This is a genomic window from Rhizobium laguerreae, from assembly GCF_019778565.1.
Taxonomy (GTDB): Bacteria; Pseudomonadota; Alphaproteobacteria; order Rhizobiales; family Rhizobiaceae; genus Rhizobium; species Rhizobium laguerreae.
Window position 1 is genome coordinate 374,633 of record NZ_JAAXQT010000005.1, and the last position, 17,172, is coordinate 391,804.

Here is a 17,172-nt window from a genome sequence, read left to right on the forward strand (position 1 = left end):
AAGGACCTGGAAATATGACCGAAAAACTCGTCATCATCGGCAATGGCATGGCGCCCGGGCGCATGCTGGAGCACCTCTTCGAGCAGGCGCCCGGACGCTATGAAGTTACGATCTTCAATGCCGAGCCGCGCGTCAATTACGACCGCATCATGCTGTCGCCGGTTCTCTCCGGAGAAAAGGACTACGAGCAGATCATCATTCACGGCGATGGCTGGTATATCAAGCACGGCATCATGCTCTACAAGGGCCACAAGATCGTCAACATCGATCGTGCCGCCAAGACCGTCACCTCCGACCACGGCGTCACCGAAAGCTACGACAAGCTGGTGATCGCAACTGGGTCCGTGCCCTTCATCATCCCCGTTCCCGGCAAGGACCTGCCCGGCGTCATCACCTATCGCGATCTCGACGACGTGCAGGCGATGCTGCTTGCCGCCCAGTCGCGCGAAAAGGCCGTCGTCATCGGCGGCGGACTGCTTGGCCTGGAAGCAGCGGCCGGTCTTGCCCAGCGCGGCATGGACGTCACCGTACTGCACGTCATGCCGACGCTGATGGAGCGCCAGCTCGACCCCGCCGCCGGTTACCTGCTGCAGAAGGCAGTCGAGGAACGCGGCATCAAGGTCATCTGCAAGGCCAATACCAAGGCGATCGTCGGCAATGGCAAGGTCGAGGGCATCGAGCTTGACGACGGCCGTATCATCCCGGCAACGTTGGTCGTGATGGCCGTCGGCATCCGTCCCAGTGTGGGCCTGGCGAAGGACGCCGGCATTGCGGTCAATCGCGGCATCGTCGTCGATGCCGGCATGCAGACCTCGGATGGCGATATTCTCGCGCTCGGCGAATGCGCCGAGGTGGGCGGCATGGTCTATGGCCTCGTTGCGCCGCTCTATGAAATGGCCCGTATCGCCGCCTCGCATCTTTCCGGCGATCGCTCGCCCGCCTTCGTTCATGCGGATACGCCGACCAAGCTCAAGGTCACCGGCATCGAGCTTTATTCGCTCGGCGATTTCGCCGACGGCGACGACCGCGAGGAGATCGTGCTGCGCGATGCCAGCGCCGGCGTCTACAAGCGTCTGGTGCTCAAGGACAATAAGATTATCGGCACCGTGCTTTACGGCGAAACCGCCGATGGTGCCTGGTTCAATGACCTGAAGAAGAAGGCAACCGATATTTCGGAGATGCGCGAGACGCTGATCTTCGGACAGGCCTATCAGGGAGGGTCGCCGCTGGACCCTATGGCGGCCGTTGCAGCCTTGCCGGATGACGCGGAGATTTGTGGCTGCAACGGCGTATGCAAGGGCAAGATCACTTCGACGATTTCAGGCAAGGGGCTGACGTCGCTCGACGACGTACGCGCCCACACGAAGGCATCCGCCTCGTGCGGTTCCTGCACCGGCCTCGTCGAACAACTCATGGCGCTGACGCTCGGCGACAGCTACAATCCGACTGCGGTCCAGCCGATGTGCACCTGCACCGAACTCGGCCATGACGACGTTCGCCGGCTGATCAAGGCCAAGGGTCTGAAGAGCATCCCTGCCGTCATGCAGGAGCTCGAGTGGAAGACTTCCTGCGGCTGCGCCAAATGTCGCCCGGCGCTCAACTATTACCTGGTCTGCGATTGGCCGGACGAATATGCCGACGACTACCAGTCGCGTTTCATCAATGAACGCGTGCATGCCAACATCCAGAAGGACGGCACCTACTCCGTCGTTCCGCGCATGTGGGGCGGTGTCACCAATTCGAACGAGCTGCGCGCCATCGCCGATGTCGTCGACAAGTTCGAGATCCCGATGGTGAAGGTCACCGGCGGCCAGCGCATCGACCTGCTCGGCATCGAGAAGGAAGACCTGCCCGCCGTCTGGGCCGATCTCGGCAAGGCCGGCTTCGTCTCTGGCCAGGCTTATGCCAAGGGTCTGCGCACCGTGAAGACCTGCGTCGGCTCCGACTGGTGTCGCTTCGGCACGCAGGATTCCACCGGCCTCGGCATCCGGATCGAAAGGTTCATGTGGGGCTCCTGGACGCCGGCCAAGTTGAAGATGGCCGTCTCCGGCTGCCCGCGCAACTGCGCGGAAGCAACCTGCAAGGACATCGGCGTGATCTGCGTGGATTCCGGTTTCGAGATCCATTTCGCCGGTGCGGCCGGTCTCGACATCAAGGGCACGGAGGTCCTCGGGCTTGTGCGGACTGAGGACGAGGCACTGGAGCATATCGTGGCCCTGACGCAGATGTATCGCGAGCAGGCCCGCTACCTCGAGCGCATCTACAAATGGGCCAAGCGCGTCGGCCTGGAGGAAATCCGCCGCCAGATCATGGGTGACGCCGAAAAGCGCAAAGCCTATTACGAACGCTTCGTCTTCTCCCAGAAATTTGCTCAGGTCGATCCCTGGTCGGAGCGTGTTTCCGGCAAGGATAAGCATGAGTTCAAGCCGATGGCGACGATCGGCTATCCGCAGGCTGCAGAATAAGGAGATGGACATGAACTGGATCGCAATCGGTGACATCTCCGACATCCCGCTGCGCGGCGCGCGCTGCGTGAAGACGCCGCAGGGCAAGATCGCCGTCTTCCGCACGGCCGAAAACGAGGTCTTCGCCATCGAGGATCACTGCCCGCATAAGGGCGGCCCGCTCTCCCAAGGCATCGTCCACGCCAAGTCAGTCACCTGCCCGCTGCACAACTGGGTTATCTCGCTGGAAACAGGCAAGGCGCTCGGCGCCGACGAAGGCGAGGTCCGGACGATACAGGTGCTGAACGAAGACGGCAGGCTGTTCATCGCTCTGGAAAGCCTGATGATGGCGGCGGAATAGATGGCGGCTGAGGTCAAGACCACCTGTCCCTACTGCGGTGTCGGCTGCGGCGTTATCGCCACGGTCGACGAGGCAGGCGCAGTCAGCGTCAAAGGAGATCCCGAGCATCCGTCGAATTTCGGCCGGCTCTGCTCGAAGGGTTCAGCCCTTGCCGAAACCATCGATCTCGATGGCCGGCTTCTCTATCCCGAGATCGAAGGCGAACGGAGCGGCTGGGACGAGGCTCTTGATCTGGTCGCCCGCCGTTTTTCTGAAACGATCGCCGAATACGGGCCCGATTCCGTTGCCTTCTACGTCTCCGGCCAGTTGCTGACCGAGGATTACTATGTCGCCAACAAGCTGATGAAGGGCTTCATCGGCTCCGGCAATATCGACACCAATTCAAGGCTCTGCATGTCCTCCTCCGTGGCGGGGCATCGCCGCGCCTTCGGCGCCGATACGGTGCCCGGGACCTATGAGGATACCGAACTTGCGGATCTGGTGGTCCTGACCGGCTCCAACCTCGCCTGGTGTCATCCGGTCATCTACCAACGGCTTGCCGCCGCAAAGATGGCGCGGCCAAACATGCGGATCGTCGTCATCGATCCGCGACGGACGATGACCTGCGACATCGCCGACCTGCATCTCGCCATCCGTCCTGATGGCGACGTTGCGCTATTCATGGGACTGCTTGCCCATCTGGCGACCAGTCCGGCAATCGACCAGAATTATATCGGCGCCCATACAGATGGTTTCGGCGACGCTTTTGCGGCGGCCGCCGCGCTCGATATCAACGATCTCCTGGAACGGACCGGCCTGCCCGCCATGCAGATCAGGGAGTTCTTCCGGCTGTTCGAGACGACGCCGAAGGTCGTGACCTGCTACAGCCAGGGCGTCAACCAATCCTCCTCCGGCACCGACAAGGTCAATGCCATTCTCAACTGCCACCTGGCGACCGGCCGCATCGGCCGTCCCGGCATGGGACCGTTTTCGCTGACCGGCCAGCCGAATGCCATGGGCGGACGCGAGGTCGGCGGTCTCGCCAATATGCTTGCCGCCCATATGGCGATCGAGAACACCGAAGATCGGGACCGCGTGCAGCGCTTCTGGGACTCGCCCGTCATCGCCGCAAAGCCCGGCCTGAAGGCGGTCGACATGTTCCAAGCCGTGGCCGACGGACGCATCAAGGCGCTCTGGATCATGGCGACCAATCCCGTCGTCTCGATGCCAAATGCCGACAGTGTCGAAAACGCGATCGCCGCCTGTCCCTTCGTCGTCGTGTCGGACATCCTGAAAGAGACGGATACGACCCGGCACGCAAATGTGCTTCTGCCCTCGCTCGGCTGGGGCGAGAAGGATGGCACCGTCACCAATTCCGAACGGCGCATTTCAAGGCAACGATCGTTTCTTGATATCCCCGGCGATGCAAGGGCCGACTGGTGGCAGCTTGCGGAGATCGGACGCCGCATGGGATTTGCCGCCGCCTTCGATTTTGACGCGCCGGCCGCAATTTTCGCCGAACACGCCGCGCTTTCCGCCTTCGAAAATAACGGCAGCCGCGATTTCGACATCGGCGCGCGCGCCGGCATGAGCGGCGGGGCCTATGACGAACTGTCGCCCTTCCAGTGGCCGCAGGCGGCAGGGACAGAACCGAGCATCACCCGCTTCTTCGCCGAAGGCGGTTTCTTCCATCCCGATCGCAAGGCGCGCTTCGTCGCGGTCAAACCGCCCGCAACCGATCGCACCAATGCCGAGTACCCCTTCACGCTGAATACCGGGCGCATCCGCGACCAGTGGCACACGATGACGCGAACAGGAAAGAGCGCGCGGCTTTCCGCCCATATCGCCGAACCCTTTGCCGAAATCCATCCGCGCGACGCGATCGAGACCGGTATATCAAGCGCCGGCCTCGTCGAGATCGACAGCCCGCACGGCAAGGCAATCGTGCGGGCGCTGGTGACCGATCGCCAGGCGCGCGGCGGCATCTTTGCGCCGATGCACTGGAACGACCAGTTCGCCGCAAGAGCGCGCATCGACGCCGTGGTCGCGCCGGTAACCGACCCCATTTCTGGTCAACCGGCGTCGAAGAACGTTGCCGTCGCCGTCCGGCCCTTCCGCGCCACCCATTACGGTTTCGCCGTCTCCGCCACAAAACCCGCTACGCCCGACGCCGCCTATTGGGCGCTGGCAAAAGCCGCCGGCGGCTGGCGGCTTGAGCTTGCCTTCGGCGAAACCGTCGAAGACTGGACGGCCTGGTGCCGGGCGGTTTTCGCCATTCCGGCCGAGATCGAACCGCTTGGTTATGCCGACCGGCAATCCGGCGACCTCAGGCTCGCCTTCTTCGATGGCGAGGTCCTGCTTGCGGCGCTGTTTCTGGCACGCGAGCCCGTTGCCGTCGCGCGCAACTGGGCGATCTCGCAGCTCTCCGCCTCGCATGGCGACCTCAGGAAACGCTTTGCGCTCGTTGCGGGTCGTCCCGGCGCAGGCAGGCCGGATCCAGGCGCTACCGTCTGCTCCTGCTTCAGTGTCGGGGTCAACCAGATTGCGGCTGCCGTGCGCGGCGGATGTCACAGCGTCGAGGCGGTCGGCAAAGAAACCAGCGCTGGAACCAATTGCGGCTCCTGCCGCAGCGAAATCGGCAGCATCATCGATCGCTGTCTTGCCGCAGCCGCGGAGTGAACCGCACAAAAGCAAGCAGGACGCAGCCGGAGCACTGTCAGGCCGCGTTCGGGACGATCAGCATCCTGTGATCGAAGGACATGCGGACCGAGATCTCGTCATAGGATGAAAGCGTCGGGTGCGGCGTCTCCATCTTTTGGTGATGTGTTGCCGTGATGACCATGACATCGGCACCCGCCGCCTCGCCGGCGGTAATGCCGGCTGCGACATCCTCGAACACCAGGCAATCCTGCGTGCTGACGCCGAGGCGCTCGGCGCCGAGAATATAACATTGCGGGTCGGGTTTTCCGACCTTCACGTCCTCCGCCGTCACCATGAATCTCGGCACCGGCAAGCCTGCTGCCTCCAGCCGCCGGTGAGCAAGGCGTAATGGCGAGGAGGTGACGATCGCCCAGCGATCCGGGGGCAGTGAACTCAGAAAGGTCGCGGCGCCGGGAATGGCCACAACGTCGCTGACATCGGCGATCTCGGCCTCGGTCACCAGCTTCGATTCATGTTCGGGATCGACTCCAGGCAGGTTCAGCCGGGTGATCGTGTCAATGCCGCGCGATCCATGCATCTTCGGTAAAAAGGTGGCGACATCGAGCCCCTGACGCCTCGCCCAGTCGCTCCATACACGCTCGGCCGCACGGATCGAATTGAGGATGGTGCCGTCCATATCGAACAGGAAGGCGGCATAGGGCTTCTCGAAGCCGCGGGGCATCGGCAGGGACAAAGGCGGATCCTTTTAAGGAGGAGTGTCGGATGGTCGTCGTATCGTTCGATCAAACGGCAAATCATGGCCTTTTGCAAGCTTTCCCAGGACGAGCCTATCCGCACGCCCGGCCAAACGGATCAACGAAGCAGCTTTAGCGAGCCGGTCAGCGAGCGGATCCATTTCGCCGGGCCGGCGAGCCCGACGCCGTCGATAATTTCCGAAGAGAGGTCGCGTTCGGGCATCGAAGCCTCGTAATCGGCATAAAAGTGCAGCGCGCGGGCAAAACGCGGGAATGGCACGACCAGCGCACCTTCAGGGGCCGGCAGCGCCTTCAGCAGAAGTGATCTCAAATCGGTCGCCGCGGCCTGTAGCACCGGAACCGGCTTATTGGCACTGACATGAAATGCCCGACCGGCATGATCGGTCAGCCGCGCACCGGCAAGCGCGGGTGCCGCAGCACCAAGGCCGATCGACAGCACCGCAACAGTATTGGCGAGTTCGCCAACTGGCAGCCCCGGTTCGACAATCACCGCGACACGCCAATCCTCAACCATCATCCGTCCGCTCCTTCTCTGTTCGAAGTCCTCAACCTATCGAAAGGCAGAGAAATGTCCTGCCTATTCCTGACATCTCGCCTCCAAATCAGGTAAGATCTTCCCGTTAATCGATAAAACTCGAAAGGACATACCGATCATGGAATTTGAGCCGGGAGATATCCGCATATTGAAGGCGCTACAGGGCGATGGGCGGCTCACCAATCAGGAGCTTGCCGAACGCGTGGGAATGTCGACCTCGCCTTGCTGGCGCAGGGTAAAAAAGCTGGAAGAGGCAGGCGTCATCCGCGGCTATCAGGCTGTCGTCGATCGCCGCGCCGTCGGCCTCGGCGTCCTGGCTTTCGTGCGTGTCCAGATCGACACGCATTCGCATGACGAAGCCGAGCGGTTCGAGCGCGAGGTTGGTGAGCTGGAGGCGGTCATCGCCTGCTATTCCATCGCCGGCGAGGCTGATTTCCTGCTGCAGGTGGTCGCGGCTGATCTCGACAGCTACGCCGAATTCGCCATGACGGTAATCCGTCGTCTGCCCGGCATCAAAGAGATGCACACGATGTTTGTGCTGAAGGACATCAAGGCATCGACGATCCTGCCTGTTCAGGCATCGGCCGCCAGCCTTTCGCGCTGAAGTAACCGCCTGCCCCTTTCCCTCCGTCTGCGGCCTCCGGATAGCCCGCCGGCTAGAAGGCCGTGCTGGCAGTGGTGGTGATCAGGTCGCAGGAAAGCCGGAGACCGATCGGATCGTGGCACAGATCATCCTCGGTGCCGGCGAGTTCCAGCCCGGCTGGAGCGTCGGCACGCAGGTAGGTCTGCGTGGTGACATCGACGCGCACGGGAGCGGCGGTCCAGAGCGAGGGGCGGCTGACGTCAATCGCGGAGATACGGCCCTTCTCGCCGCTCAGTGCAGAGGACGCAATCGCCATCCCGCTTGCCGTCAAGGCGAGTGAAAGCGCAATCTGAAGACCGAGATCTGCGGCCTCGCGCGGAGAAACGAACATAGCGGCCTCGTGCTGCAAGTTTTTAGCGTTTCATCATGCAACTACGGCAGGTAAGCGCGCCGATCCAGCGGCTTCGACCGTTAAGGTTTATGCGTAACCACGTGGGATCAGCCGTAGGGTCCGCCAGGTTTTTTGCAAATTTCGGAACAATGGTTCCATCAGGCAGTTACCCCAGGGTCATCCAAGATGAAAATCCAAGGAGGATATCCCATGTCTAGATCCCTTATTGCCGCTTCGCTGCTCGCGATCGGCATGGCGTCGTCGGCTTTTGCCCAGTCTAACCCGAGTCCGATCGGGCCAACGAATGGCGGCTCGACCGATCCCGGTTCCGGCACCTATTCATCCGATTACACTAACGATGACAACGGCATTCGTCCGGTACCCGTCTCGCCGGTCGATCCGACGACGACACAGAGCATCGGCCGCCCGCAGACGATGGAATGCCCCGGCATGCCGCGACAGATGTCCGGCGTCGACACGCGCGGCGGCCAGAGCGGTGCCTCGATCAGCGAAGCGTGCCGCGAATACGACAACTAAGCAGGCGGTTCTCCGCTCCCGGAAAAGGCCGGTTCACGCCGGCCTTATCCATGTCATGGCAGCGATGAAAGCTTTTCGTTCGCAATGAAATTTTTGATCGGGGCGTTCCGTACATCCGTGGCAGTTGAAGAACACAGTCAGGGAACGCTTCATTGGCAAGGGACGCGGCAAAACCGGTTATCCTTTGGTTTCGCAAGGATTTGCGTCCCTTGACGACAACGAGGCTCTCAACGCAGCCCACCTCTCCGGGCGGCCGATCATCCCGTGAATTGCGGCTGAAAGCTCACGCCACGCCAGGCGTCCGGCGCCTCCGCCTGAAGTCGGCGTCCGGCCGCCCCGCCCGCTTGCACACGTGGCGGAATGACATATCAGCACGCGCGTTTTTCACACGCGCAAAGCGATGTTGCAGCACTTTCAACTGCTGCAAAATCTTATCCTCAAATCGGTTCCGATTTCAGGAGTTATGCGGTAGCCTTTCATGCAATGGCCGGAGGCCGCCCGAGTACATCGTCGCGGATGTATCGTCGTCCCGAACCGGCAAAAAATGCTGGAGGAGGAGAGATGAGCAAGGCGCAGGACTGGAATCTGCTGGCCCGTGACGCGGTGACGCTGACGGGGGAAAACATATCCCGTCTGGTGAAGGGTCTGCCCTTCAAGGCGAAGCTGGCGCTCCGCGGACTTCTGCGCATGCAGCACGGTTCGCTCGCCCTCACCCTCCCCGACGGCCGCAGGCTGCTGATCGAGGGCAAGCAGCCCGGGCCGAAGGCGGCGCTCAGCCTCAACAATTGGAACCTTGCCTATCGGGCGTTGACGAGCGGCACGATCGGGGTCGCCGAAACCTATATGGACGGCGATTGGGACAGCCCCGACATCACCGCCTTCCTTGAACTCTTCCTCGTCAACGGCGAGGCCGCGCACAGCTATGCGCACGGCAAAGGCGGCGTCAGCCGGCTCTTCGAACGCGTCCGCCATTGGATGAACGCCAATACCAAGACGGGCTCGAAGCGCAACATTTCCGCCCATTACGATCTCGGCAACGATTTCTACAGAGAATGGCTCGATCCGAGCATGACCTATTCCTCGGCGCTCTATTCCACAGGCGCCAACGATCTGCAATCGGCCCAGAACGCCAAATACCGCGCGCTTGCCGAGGCGACCGGCATCGGGCCTGGCGATCATGTGCTGGAGATCGGCTGCGGCTGGGGTGGTTTTGCCGAATTTGCCGCAAGCGAGCTGAACTGCAAGGTGACGGGGCTGACGATCAGCCGCGAGCAGCTTGCCTTCGCCGAGGCGCGCATCCACAAGGCCGGCCTCGATGACCGCGTGGAATTCCGTTTCCAGGACTACCGCGATGAAGCAGGGCTCTACGACCGGATCGTCTCGATCGAGATGTTCGAAGCGGTCGGCGAAAAATACTGGCCGTCCTATTTCTCCAAACTCCGGCAGTGTCTGAAGCCGGGCGGCAAGGCTGGCCTGCAGATCATCACCATCCGGCCGGAATCCTTCGACCAGTATCGCAGCAACCCCGACTTCATCCAGAAATACGTCTTTCCCGGCGGCATGCTGCCGACGCGCAATCATCTCGCCGAACTTGCCGGCAAGGTCGATCTGTCGCTGGTCAAGGATTTCGGGTTTGGGCTCGACTACGCCCGCACGCTCGCCGAATGGCGCGAGCGTTTCTGGTCGGTCTGGGAACGCATCCGCCCGATGGGCTTCGACGAGCGCTTCAAGCGGCTTTGGGAATTCTATCTGTTCTATTGCGAGGCCGGCTTCCGTGCCCGCAATATCGATGTGCGCCAGGTCGTGTTCTCGCGCCGTTGATCATTCCGCCGCATGCGGTGTCACCGGGTGGCGACCAGCCGACGGCGGCCGCTCCCGCCAGCCGGTCACGCGGTTCACCAGCGTGAAATAAACGCTATAGGGGAGCAGGCGCGCGAGCTTCAGCATGGTGGTGAAGCGCCTCGGAAACGTGATCTCGAAGGCCTGCGATTTCAACCCAGCGGCAATCTCCCGAGCGGCCTCCTCGACCGACACCAAAGCCCGCATCGGAAAGGCATTCTTCCTCGTTGCCGGCGTATCGACGAAGCCCGGGCAGACGAGCTGGATGCGGATGCCCATCTTGTCGAGATCGAATTTCAGGCTTTCGGCCATATTGATCAGCGCCGCCTTGGTAGCGCCATAGGCAGCCCCCGTCGGCAGGCCGCCATAGCCGGTGACGGAGGAAACGATGGCGATCTGTCCCTGCCCCTTCGCCTTCATATGGCGGATCGCCGGCAGCAGACAGTTGACCACGCCAGAAAGATTGACGGCAAAGCTCTTCTCGAAATCGGTGCGGTTCAAATCCTCGGCATGGACCGGCAGGTAGACGCCGGCATTGAGGATCGCCATGGCGAGCGTGCCGTGCTCATATTCGATGGAGGCCATGACATGTTCCATGTCCTCGGCATCGGTGACGTCGCCGTCGAGCACAATGATACTGCCCGAGAGGCCATTCGCTTCGGCTTGCAGTTCGACCAGCTTTTCGTGGCTTCTGGCCGTCACGGCGACCTTGTATCCTTCGCCGGCGAGCCTCAGTGCAAGCGCCCGGCCGATGCCCGAGCTCGCACCCGAAATCCAGACGATTCCATGTTCGGGATGGGCAATGAAATCACGCATGACATGTTCCTCCGGGCTGCCTGATCAAATGCGAAAACAGGTCCGGAAGTTCCTCAACCCCTCCGGATTTACGGCTCTATCACATTATTGTGGCTGCTTTCAGCCGATCAGGTCGCCGATCATCTGGCGGAAGGATCCGGTGAGCTTGACCGGTCCGTCCGAGACGGCAAAGGCGATGCACGGCCTGTCCTTTTCGGCGACCGGCCGGTGGTCGACCGTATCGTCGGCAATGGAGATATCACCGGGACCGAAACGACCGCGTTCATCGTTGAAGGCGCCGTCGAGAATGAGAATCAGCTCCATGCCTTTGTGGGTGTGCGCCGGCAAGGCGCGGCCCGGCCGGATCCACATCAGGCTGACCTCGCAGCTGTCCATGTCGAGCGAATATTCCTTAAAACCGGGCAACCGACGGCGCCAGGGGACATCTTCGGCCTCGAAGCCCAAGAGGGCGCGCAACGCTTGCGGAAACAGCGCGTTTTCCGGCCGTGCGGCCGTCCGTGGCGCCGGGACGGGAGACGCAGAGGAAAAGATTGCCGCAAGCCGCGCGTCGCGATCGGCAATAGCCGCTTCAGGCGCGTTTTCCAGGGCCTCCGCGGCCAGCAGCTCGAGGCTGTTCACCAGGCTGCGATTGTCCGGTTTCATTTCGAGATGAGACTGCACCAGCACACGCGCCGGCTCGGGCAAGGAGCCGGCGACATAATGCGCCATCAATGCATCGATCGTGTCGATCTGCTCATGAACCATGTCGGTTTCGGTCACGCCCTGTTGCCGCGCTCCGTTTTCGCTTTGTCGTCATCCGTACGGGGAAAGTCAATCTTCGGATCACCCCTCACACGGCGGGATTGCGGGCCATGCGTCATTTCGGAGGAGGAAAGCCAAATTTTATCGCGGCCGACAGAGGTGTGGAATAGCATTTCTTGCCAACTCAGCCTTGTGAAGGGAAAAGACCGTTCCTAAAGTAAGAGTTCGAATAGAGGCAGATTCCATGACCTTCCACCCCTCCGTCCTCGACGCCATCGGCAACACGCCCCTGATCAAACTCAAGGGCGCCTCAGAGATGACCGGCTGCACCATTCTCGGCAAGGCGGAGTTCCTCAACCCCGGCCAGTCGGTTAAGGATCGCGCCGCGCTCTACATCATCCGCGACGCAGAGCGGAAGGGGTTGCTTCGTCCGGGCGGCGTCATCGTCGAGGGTACGGCCGGCAATACCGGCATCGGGCTGACGCTGGTCGCCAAGGCGCTCGGTTATCGCACCGTCATCGTCATCCCGGAAACGCAGAGCCAGGAAAAGAAAGACGCGCTGAAGCTGCTCGGCGCCGAACTCGTCGAAGTGCCCGCCGTTCCCTACAAGAACCCGAACAACTACGTGAAGGTGTCCGGGCGGCTGGCAGAACAGCTGGCGAAGACCGAGCCGAACGGGGCGATCTGGGCAAACCAGTTCGACAACGTCGCCAACCGCCAGGCGCATGTCGAAACGACGGCAAAAGAAATATGGCAAGACACCGACGGCAAGGTCGACGGCTTCATCTGCTCGGTCGGCTCCGGCGGTACGCTGGCAGGCGTGGCTGCCGGCCTCAAGGCCTTCAACGCAGACGTCAAGATCGGCATCGCCGATCCCGATGGCGCCGCACTCTATGAATTCTACCAGAACGGCGCGCTGAAATCCGAGGGATCCTCGATCACCGAGGGCATTGGCCAGGGCCGTATCACCGCTAATCTCGAGGGCTTCACGCCTGACTATGCCTATCGGATCCCCGATGCCGAAGCGCTTCCTTATCTCTTCGACCTCGTCGAGACCGAGGGCCTCTGCCTCGGCGGATCGACGGCGATCAACATTGCCGGCGCGGTCAACCTCGCCCGGGATCTCGGACCTGGTCACACGGTGGTGACGATCCTCTGCGATTACGGCAACCGCTATCAGTCAAAACTCTTCAACCCGGATTTCCTGACGTCGAAGGGACTGCCCGTTCCGGGCTGGATGGCCAAGTCGCCCGATATCCACGTTCCCTACGAGCCCGTGTGAGACCCCATGCCCGTCAATGCCCTCTATCGTGACGACTTCTATCTCTCGACATGCGAGGCGGTCGTCACCGCCGTTCACGAAGACGGGGGCATCGAACTGGACCAGACCTGCTTCTATGCGACATCAGGTGGCCAGCCTGGTGACACCGGGCTGCTCGAACGCGCCGACGGCACCAAGATCGCGCTCGGCCAGACGAAGCATGGTCCAAGCAAGGATGTCATCATCCATGTGCCACTCGAAAGTGAGCCACGGCCTGTGGTCGGAGAGACGCTGGTGCTGCATGTCGACTGGCCGCGCCGCTACAGGCTGATGCGCATGCACACGGCCTGCCACCTGCTTTCCGTCGTCTGCTCCTATCCGATCACCGGGGCTGCGGTCGGCGAGGAGGAAAGCCGCGTCGACTTCGACATGATCGAGACGATCGACAAGGACGAGGTGACGGCCAAGCTGATGGAACTGGTCGAGCAGAACCATCCGGTCACTCTGCAATGGATCACCGACGAAGAGCTTGTGGCCAACCCCGATATCGTCAAATCGAAGAACGTGCGCCCGCCGATGGGGCTCGGGCGCGTCAGCCTCGTCTGCATCGGCAAGAACTCCTCGATTGACAGCCAACCCTGCGGCGGCACACATGTCTCCGAGACTCAGGAAGTCGGCCGGATCCATATCGCCAAAATCGAGAAGAAGGGCAAAGAGAACCGGCGCTTCCGCATCCGCTTCGGCACGCCCGGCGACGAAGCCTGACCATCAAGGGAGACCATAATGAGTGAGACCAAGAGCCGTTTCGTCGTTTCGGCCGACTGGCTGCAGTCCGAGCTCGGCAAAGCTGACCTGCGCGTGCTGGACGCTTCCTTCTATCTGCCCGCGCAGAAGCGCGATGCCGATGCCGAATATGCAGCCGGCCATATTCCCGGCGCTATCCGCTTCGACCAAGACAAGATCGCCGACCATTCAACGTCGCTGCCGCACACGATCCCCTCGCCCGATTATTTCGCCGCCGAAGTCGGCCGGCTCGGCATCAGCAAGAATGATCGGATCGTCGTCTATGACGGAATCGGCCTGTTCGCCTCGCCGCGCGTCTGGTGGCTGTTCCGGGTGATGGGCGCGAAAAATGTCTTCGTGCTCGATGGCGGTCTCGACGGCTGGAAGGCAGAAGGCCGTCCGCTTGAAGCCGAAGCGCCCAATCCTGCGCCGGCGACCTTCACGCCTGACTTCGACGAAAGCCGCGTGGTGACGTTCGATACGATGCGCGATATCGTCTCCAGTGGCGCGATGCAGATCGCCGATGCCCGCAGCGCCGGCCGCTTCGCCGCCGTCGAACCCGAGCCGCGTGCCGGCATGCGCTCCGGCCATATGCCTGGCGCCCGCAACCTGCCCTCCGGCGTCTTCGCCAGCCAGGGCCGTTTCAAGTCGCTGCCGGAACTCAGGCAGACGATCGAGGATGCCGGTATCGATCTTTCAAAGCCTGTCGTCACCTCCTGCGGCTCGGGAATCACCGCCGCGATCATCACGCTGGCGCTGGAATCGCTCGGCCACAACGACAATAAGCTTTATGACGGGTCGTGGAGCGAATGGGGCAGCCGTGACGATACGCCCATCGTCACCGGTCCGCCGACGCAGGCCAAAGTCTGATCGCCATGGGAAAGGCACCCGCTTCGCTGAAAGCTCACATCACCCGGCTCGAAATGACGGCGCCGCCGAAGGCGAGCATGCCGGTGCCCGTCAATATCCAGACGGCGATCATGCGCGCTCCCGAGATCCCATTGCCCTTCTACCGCTATCTCTACCGGCAGGTGGGCGCGCGCTGGCAATGGGTGGACCGGTTGCGCATGAGCGACGAGCAGCTTGCCGAAACGCTGAACGACAAGCGCAACAATATCAGCGTTCTCTACGTGAACGGTGCGCCGGCCGGCTTCTACGAATATTTCTGCGAAGACGAGGATATGATCGAGCTCAGCCATTTCGGCCTGATCGAACATGCACTCGGTCTCGGCATCGGCAAATGGTTCCTGCTGCAGGCGCTCTATGCTATCTGGTCGCTCAATCCCAAACGAGTCACCACCACCACCAACAATCTCGACCATCCGCGTGCGCTGCAGCTCTACCAGATGTACGGCTTCTCCCCCGTTTCGACCGGCACCGGCATCGTCCGGCCGCTCAGCGACAAGGAGCTTCTGGAGATTGCGCGGAAAAGCTGACGGAGGCTTCCTGACGTAAGCAGAGCTGATTAACGCTGCGTCAGGCTGTTCGGGCGGCGCGGATCGTTGCGGCGCTCGAAATCGAGCGTGCGCCCCGATTGCTCCTTCAGTTCCGCCACTTCCCGCCGCAGGGCTCTCAGCTCTTCCAGTATTTCCACATTCTGTTGCGCCAGCAGCGCGAGATCAACGTCGGCCAAGGGTTTTTCCTTTCGCCTTACAGAGTACGGACAGAAGATACGCCGCTTTTCGCTTTTCGGCGATCTCATATCCAGATGCAGGCAAGAAACGGGTGGCTTGCGCGTTCGTCCAGGTGCAAATCATGGCAATCACAAAGGAGATTTGCCATGACCGCCATTCGTTTTGTCGCCATGCCGACGATCGACGCCGAACACCTCTGGAACGGCGGCAGCGACGCCTATGACAGGCTGCCCGAGACGATCGTTTCCGATGGTCCCGGTCATCCCTGCCGCCATTGCCTCGAAAATATCGATGCGGGCGAGGCGTTGCTGGTCTTCGCTTACCGGCCCTTCCCCGAGCTGCAGCCCTATGCCGAAACCGGCCCGGTCTTCCTGCACAAGCAGCCTTGTGCACGCTATGCCGCCGAAGAGATCATGCCGCCGGTGCTGACGACGAGCCGTGACTTCATCGTTCGCGGCTATAACGAAAATGACCGCATCGTCTACGGCACCGGCGCGGTGACTGCCATCGGCGATATTCCAGCCTATGGCGAAGAGCTGCTGGGACGATCTGATATCGCCTATGCGCATGTGCGCTCCGCGCGCAACAACTGCTTCCAATGCCGGATCGACAAGGTAAAGGCGCCGGCCTTTGCGGAGACCGGCGCTTCTATCTAACCTATAGTCAGGTCTCTCACGCTACGTTCAGCACGCTCTCCGGCGCGAAGGCCTCGTAGCCCAGCGCGTCGGCGACCGGCTTGCTGGTGATGCGACCCTTGTGGACGTTGAGGCCGTTCCTCAGATGCCTGTCTTCGGCGATGGCGCGCAGGCCGCGATCGGCAAGCGCCAGGCCATGAACCAATGTGGCATTGTTCAGCGCGTGCGCCGAGGTGACCGGCACGGCGCCCGGCATGTTGGCAACGCAATAATGCACGACGCCGTCGACTTCATAGGTCGGATCGGAATGGGTCGTCGCGTGCGAGGTCTCGAAGCAGCCGCCCTGGTCGATGGCGACGTCGACGATGACGGAGCCCTTCTTCATGCCGGACAGCATCTCGCGGGTGACGAGCTTCGGAGCGGCAGCGCCCGGGATCAGCACGGCGCCGATAATGAGATCGGCCGAGAAGACTTCTTCCTCCAGCGCCTGGATGCTGGAATAACGCGTGTGGATGCGGCCTGCGAAGATATCGTCGAGCTGGCGCAGACGCGGCAGCGACTTGTCGAGGATGCTGACATCGGCGCCAAGGCCGGCAGCCATCCTGGCAGCATGCAGGCCGACGACGCCGCCGCCGATAACCGCGACCTTGGCCGGCAGCACGCCGGGCACGCCGCCGAGCAGGACGCCGAGGCCGCCATTGGCCTTCTGCAGGGCGGTCGCTCCTGCCTGGATCGACAGGCGTCCGGCGACCTCCGACATCGGCGCCAGCAACGGCAGGCCACCGCGTTCGTCGGTCACCGTCTCATAGGCGATCGCGGTGACGCCGGAGGCGATGAGGCCTTTGGTCTGTTCGGGATCCGGCGCCAAGTGCAGATAGGTGTAGAGAAGCTGGCCGTCACGGAGCTGCGCCCATTCGGCGGGCTGCGGCTCCTTCACCTTGACGATCATGTCGCACTTTTCGAAGATATCTTTGGCGGAGGCGGCGATCTTGGCGCCAGCCGCGGCATAGGCGGCATCATCAGCGCCGATGCCGACGCCCGCCTTGGTCTCCACCCAAACCTCGTGGCCGTGGGCTACATATTCGCGCACCGAAGCCGGCGTCAGGCCGACGCGATATTCATGATTCTTGATTTCCTTCGGGCAACCGACACGCATGCGCGTTCCTCTCATTTTATCTCCGCGGCCGCGGATTTTTTCAGATGAGGAATCCAACCAT

Annotated in this window: 18 protein-coding genes and 1 pseudogene; 12 read left to right on the forward strand and 7 right to left on the reverse strand. The window is 61.9% G+C overall.

Features of this window, described 5'->3' with window-relative positions; genetic code table 11:
• Positions 1–14 precede the first annotated feature (14 nt).
• Genes nirB through HFO71_RS18315 form a run of 3 tightly spaced genes read left to right on the forward strand, consistent with a single transcriptional unit; the run spans position 15 to position 5,463 of the window.
• Positions 15–2,465, forward strand: a complete 2,451-nt coding sequence (gene nirB / locus HFO71_RS18305; RefSeq protein WP_131629451.1) for a nitrite reductase large subunit NirB — start codon at positions 15–17, stop codon at positions 2,463–2,465.
• 4 nt (positions 2,466–2,469) lie between these two features.
• Positions 2,470–2,805 carry a nitrite reductase small subunit NirD gene (gene nirD, locus HFO71_RS18310; protein WP_017960132.1) on the forward strand — a complete coding sequence of 112 codons (336 nt, stop codon included), beginning with the start codon at positions 2,470–2,472 and terminating at the stop codon, positions 2,803–2,805.
• Positions 2,806–5,463 carry a nitrate reductase gene (locus HFO71_RS18315; protein WP_168258297.1) on the forward strand — a complete coding sequence of 886 codons (2,658 nt, stop codon included), beginning with the start codon at positions 2,806–2,808 and terminating at the stop codon, positions 5,461–5,463. It begins immediately after the preceding gene.
• A 37-nt stretch (positions 5,464–5,500) separates the two neighbouring features.
• Here HFO71_RS18315 and HFO71_RS18320 read toward each other — a convergent pair whose 3' ends face one another.
• Positions 5,501–6,178, reverse strand: coding sequence for an HAD family hydrolase (locus HFO71_RS18320; RefSeq protein WP_168258296.1), 678 nt, complete (start codon positions 6,176–6,178; stop codon positions 5,501–5,503).
• Positions 6,179–6,297: 119 nt separating this feature from the next.
• Positions 6,298–6,717, reverse strand: a complete 420-nt coding sequence (locus HFO71_RS18325; protein WP_025394231.1) for a DUF2000 domain-containing protein — start codon at positions 6,715–6,717, stop codon at positions 6,298–6,300.
• A 136-nt stretch (positions 6,718–6,853) separates the two neighbouring features.
• Between HFO71_RS18325 and HFO71_RS18330 the strand changes: the two genes are divergently transcribed.
• A complete protein-coding gene (locus HFO71_RS18330; RefSeq protein WP_025394230.1) occupies positions 6,854–7,339 on the forward strand; it encodes an Lrp/AsnC family transcriptional regulator in 486 nt (161 codons plus the stop codon).
• A 52-nt stretch (positions 7,340–7,391) separates the two neighbouring features.
• Here HFO71_RS18330 and HFO71_RS18335 read toward each other — a convergent pair whose 3' ends face one another.
• Positions 7,392–7,709 (reverse strand): hypothetical protein, encoded by a 318-nt coding sequence (locus tag HFO71_RS18335; RefSeq protein ID WP_025394229.1) that lies wholly within the window; start codon positions 7,707–7,709, stop codon positions 7,392–7,394.
• Positions 7,710–7,919: 210 nt separating this feature from the next.
• Between HFO71_RS18335 and HFO71_RS18340 the strand changes: the two genes are divergently transcribed.
• The 3 genes and pseudogenes from HFO71_RS18340 to HFO71_RS18345 all read left to right on the forward strand — a co-directional run bounded on the left by HFO71_RS18340 (position 7,920) and on the right by HFO71_RS18345 (position 10,067).
• Positions 7,920–8,246, forward strand: coding sequence for a hypothetical protein (locus HFO71_RS18340; protein ID WP_025394228.1), 327 nt, complete (start codon positions 7,920–7,922; stop codon positions 8,244–8,246).
• A gap of 152 nt (positions 8,247–8,398) precedes the next feature.
• A pseudogene (locus HFO71_RS36455) lies at positions 8,399–8,511 on the forward strand (deoxyribodipyrimidine photo-lyase); the annotation flags it as partial.
• A 296-nt stretch (positions 8,512–8,807) separates the two neighbouring features.
• Entirely contained in the window at positions 8,808–10,067 is a 1,260-nt protein-coding gene (locus HFO71_RS18345; protein WP_077981213.1) for an SAM-dependent methyltransferase, read from the forward strand.
• On the opposite strand, the gene HFO71_RS18350 is transcribed toward HFO71_RS18345, so the two are convergent.
• Positions 10,068–10,901, reverse strand: coding sequence for an SDR family NAD(P)-dependent oxidoreductase (locus tag HFO71_RS18350; RefSeq protein ID WP_077981214.1), 834 nt, complete (start codon positions 10,899–10,901; stop codon positions 10,068–10,070).
• Positions 10,902–11,000: 99 nt separating this feature from the next.
• Positions 11,001–11,660, reverse strand: a complete 660-nt coding sequence (locus HFO71_RS18355) for a ChrR family anti-sigma-E factor (RefSeq protein ID WP_170269138.1) — start codon at positions 11,658–11,660, stop codon at positions 11,001–11,003.
• Between the two features lie 226 nt (positions 11,661–11,886).
• Here HFO71_RS18355 and HFO71_RS18360 point away from each other — a divergent pair, with 226 nt between their 5' ends.
• The 4 genes from HFO71_RS18360 to HFO71_RS18375 are packed head-to-tail and all read left to right on the forward strand — an operon-like array spanning position 11,887 to position 15,122.
• A complete protein-coding gene (locus tag HFO71_RS18360; RefSeq protein WP_168256548.1) occupies positions 11,887–12,924 on the forward strand; it encodes a cysteine synthase A in 1,038 nt (345 codons plus the stop codon).
• 6 nt (positions 12,925–12,930) lie between these two features.
• Positions 12,931–13,668, forward strand: coding sequence for an alanyl-tRNA editing protein (locus HFO71_RS18365; protein ID WP_131640270.1), 738 nt, complete (start codon positions 12,931–12,933; stop codon positions 13,666–13,668).
• A gap of 18 nt (positions 13,669–13,686) precedes the next feature.
• Positions 13,687–14,556, forward strand: a complete 870-nt coding sequence (gene sseA, locus HFO71_RS18370) for a 3-mercaptopyruvate sulfurtransferase (RefSeq protein ID WP_077981217.1) — start codon at positions 13,687–13,689, stop codon at positions 14,554–14,556.
• A gap of 5 nt (positions 14,557–14,561) precedes the next feature.
• Complete coding sequence (locus HFO71_RS18375) at positions 14,562–15,122, forward strand: GNAT family N-acetyltransferase (protein WP_012757173.1); 561 nt, start codon at positions 14,562–14,564, stop codon at positions 15,120–15,122.
• 29 nt (positions 15,123–15,151) lie between these two features.
• Here the strand turns inward: HFO71_RS18375 and HFO71_RS18380 are convergent, their stop codons facing one another.
• Positions 15,152–15,388 (reverse strand): hypothetical protein, encoded by a 237-nt coding sequence (locus tag HFO71_RS18380; protein ID WP_077981218.1) that lies wholly within the window; start codon positions 15,386–15,388, stop codon positions 15,152–15,154.
• A gap of 78 nt (positions 15,389–15,466) precedes the next feature.
• Here HFO71_RS18380 and HFO71_RS18385 point away from each other — a divergent pair, with 78 nt between their 5' ends.
• Positions 15,467–15,976: a DUF1203 domain-containing protein gene (locus HFO71_RS18385; protein ID WP_025394220.1), complete on the forward strand. Its 510-nt coding sequence runs from the start codon at positions 15,467–15,469 to the stop codon at positions 15,974–15,976.
• Between the two features lie 16 nt (positions 15,977–15,992).
• Here the strand turns inward: HFO71_RS18385 and ald are convergent, their stop codons facing one another.
• Entirely contained in the window at positions 15,993–17,111 is a 1,119-nt protein-coding gene (gene ald / locus HFO71_RS18390) for an alanine dehydrogenase (protein ID WP_018481271.1), read from the reverse strand.
• Between the last annotated feature and the right edge of the window lie 61 nt (positions 17,112–17,172).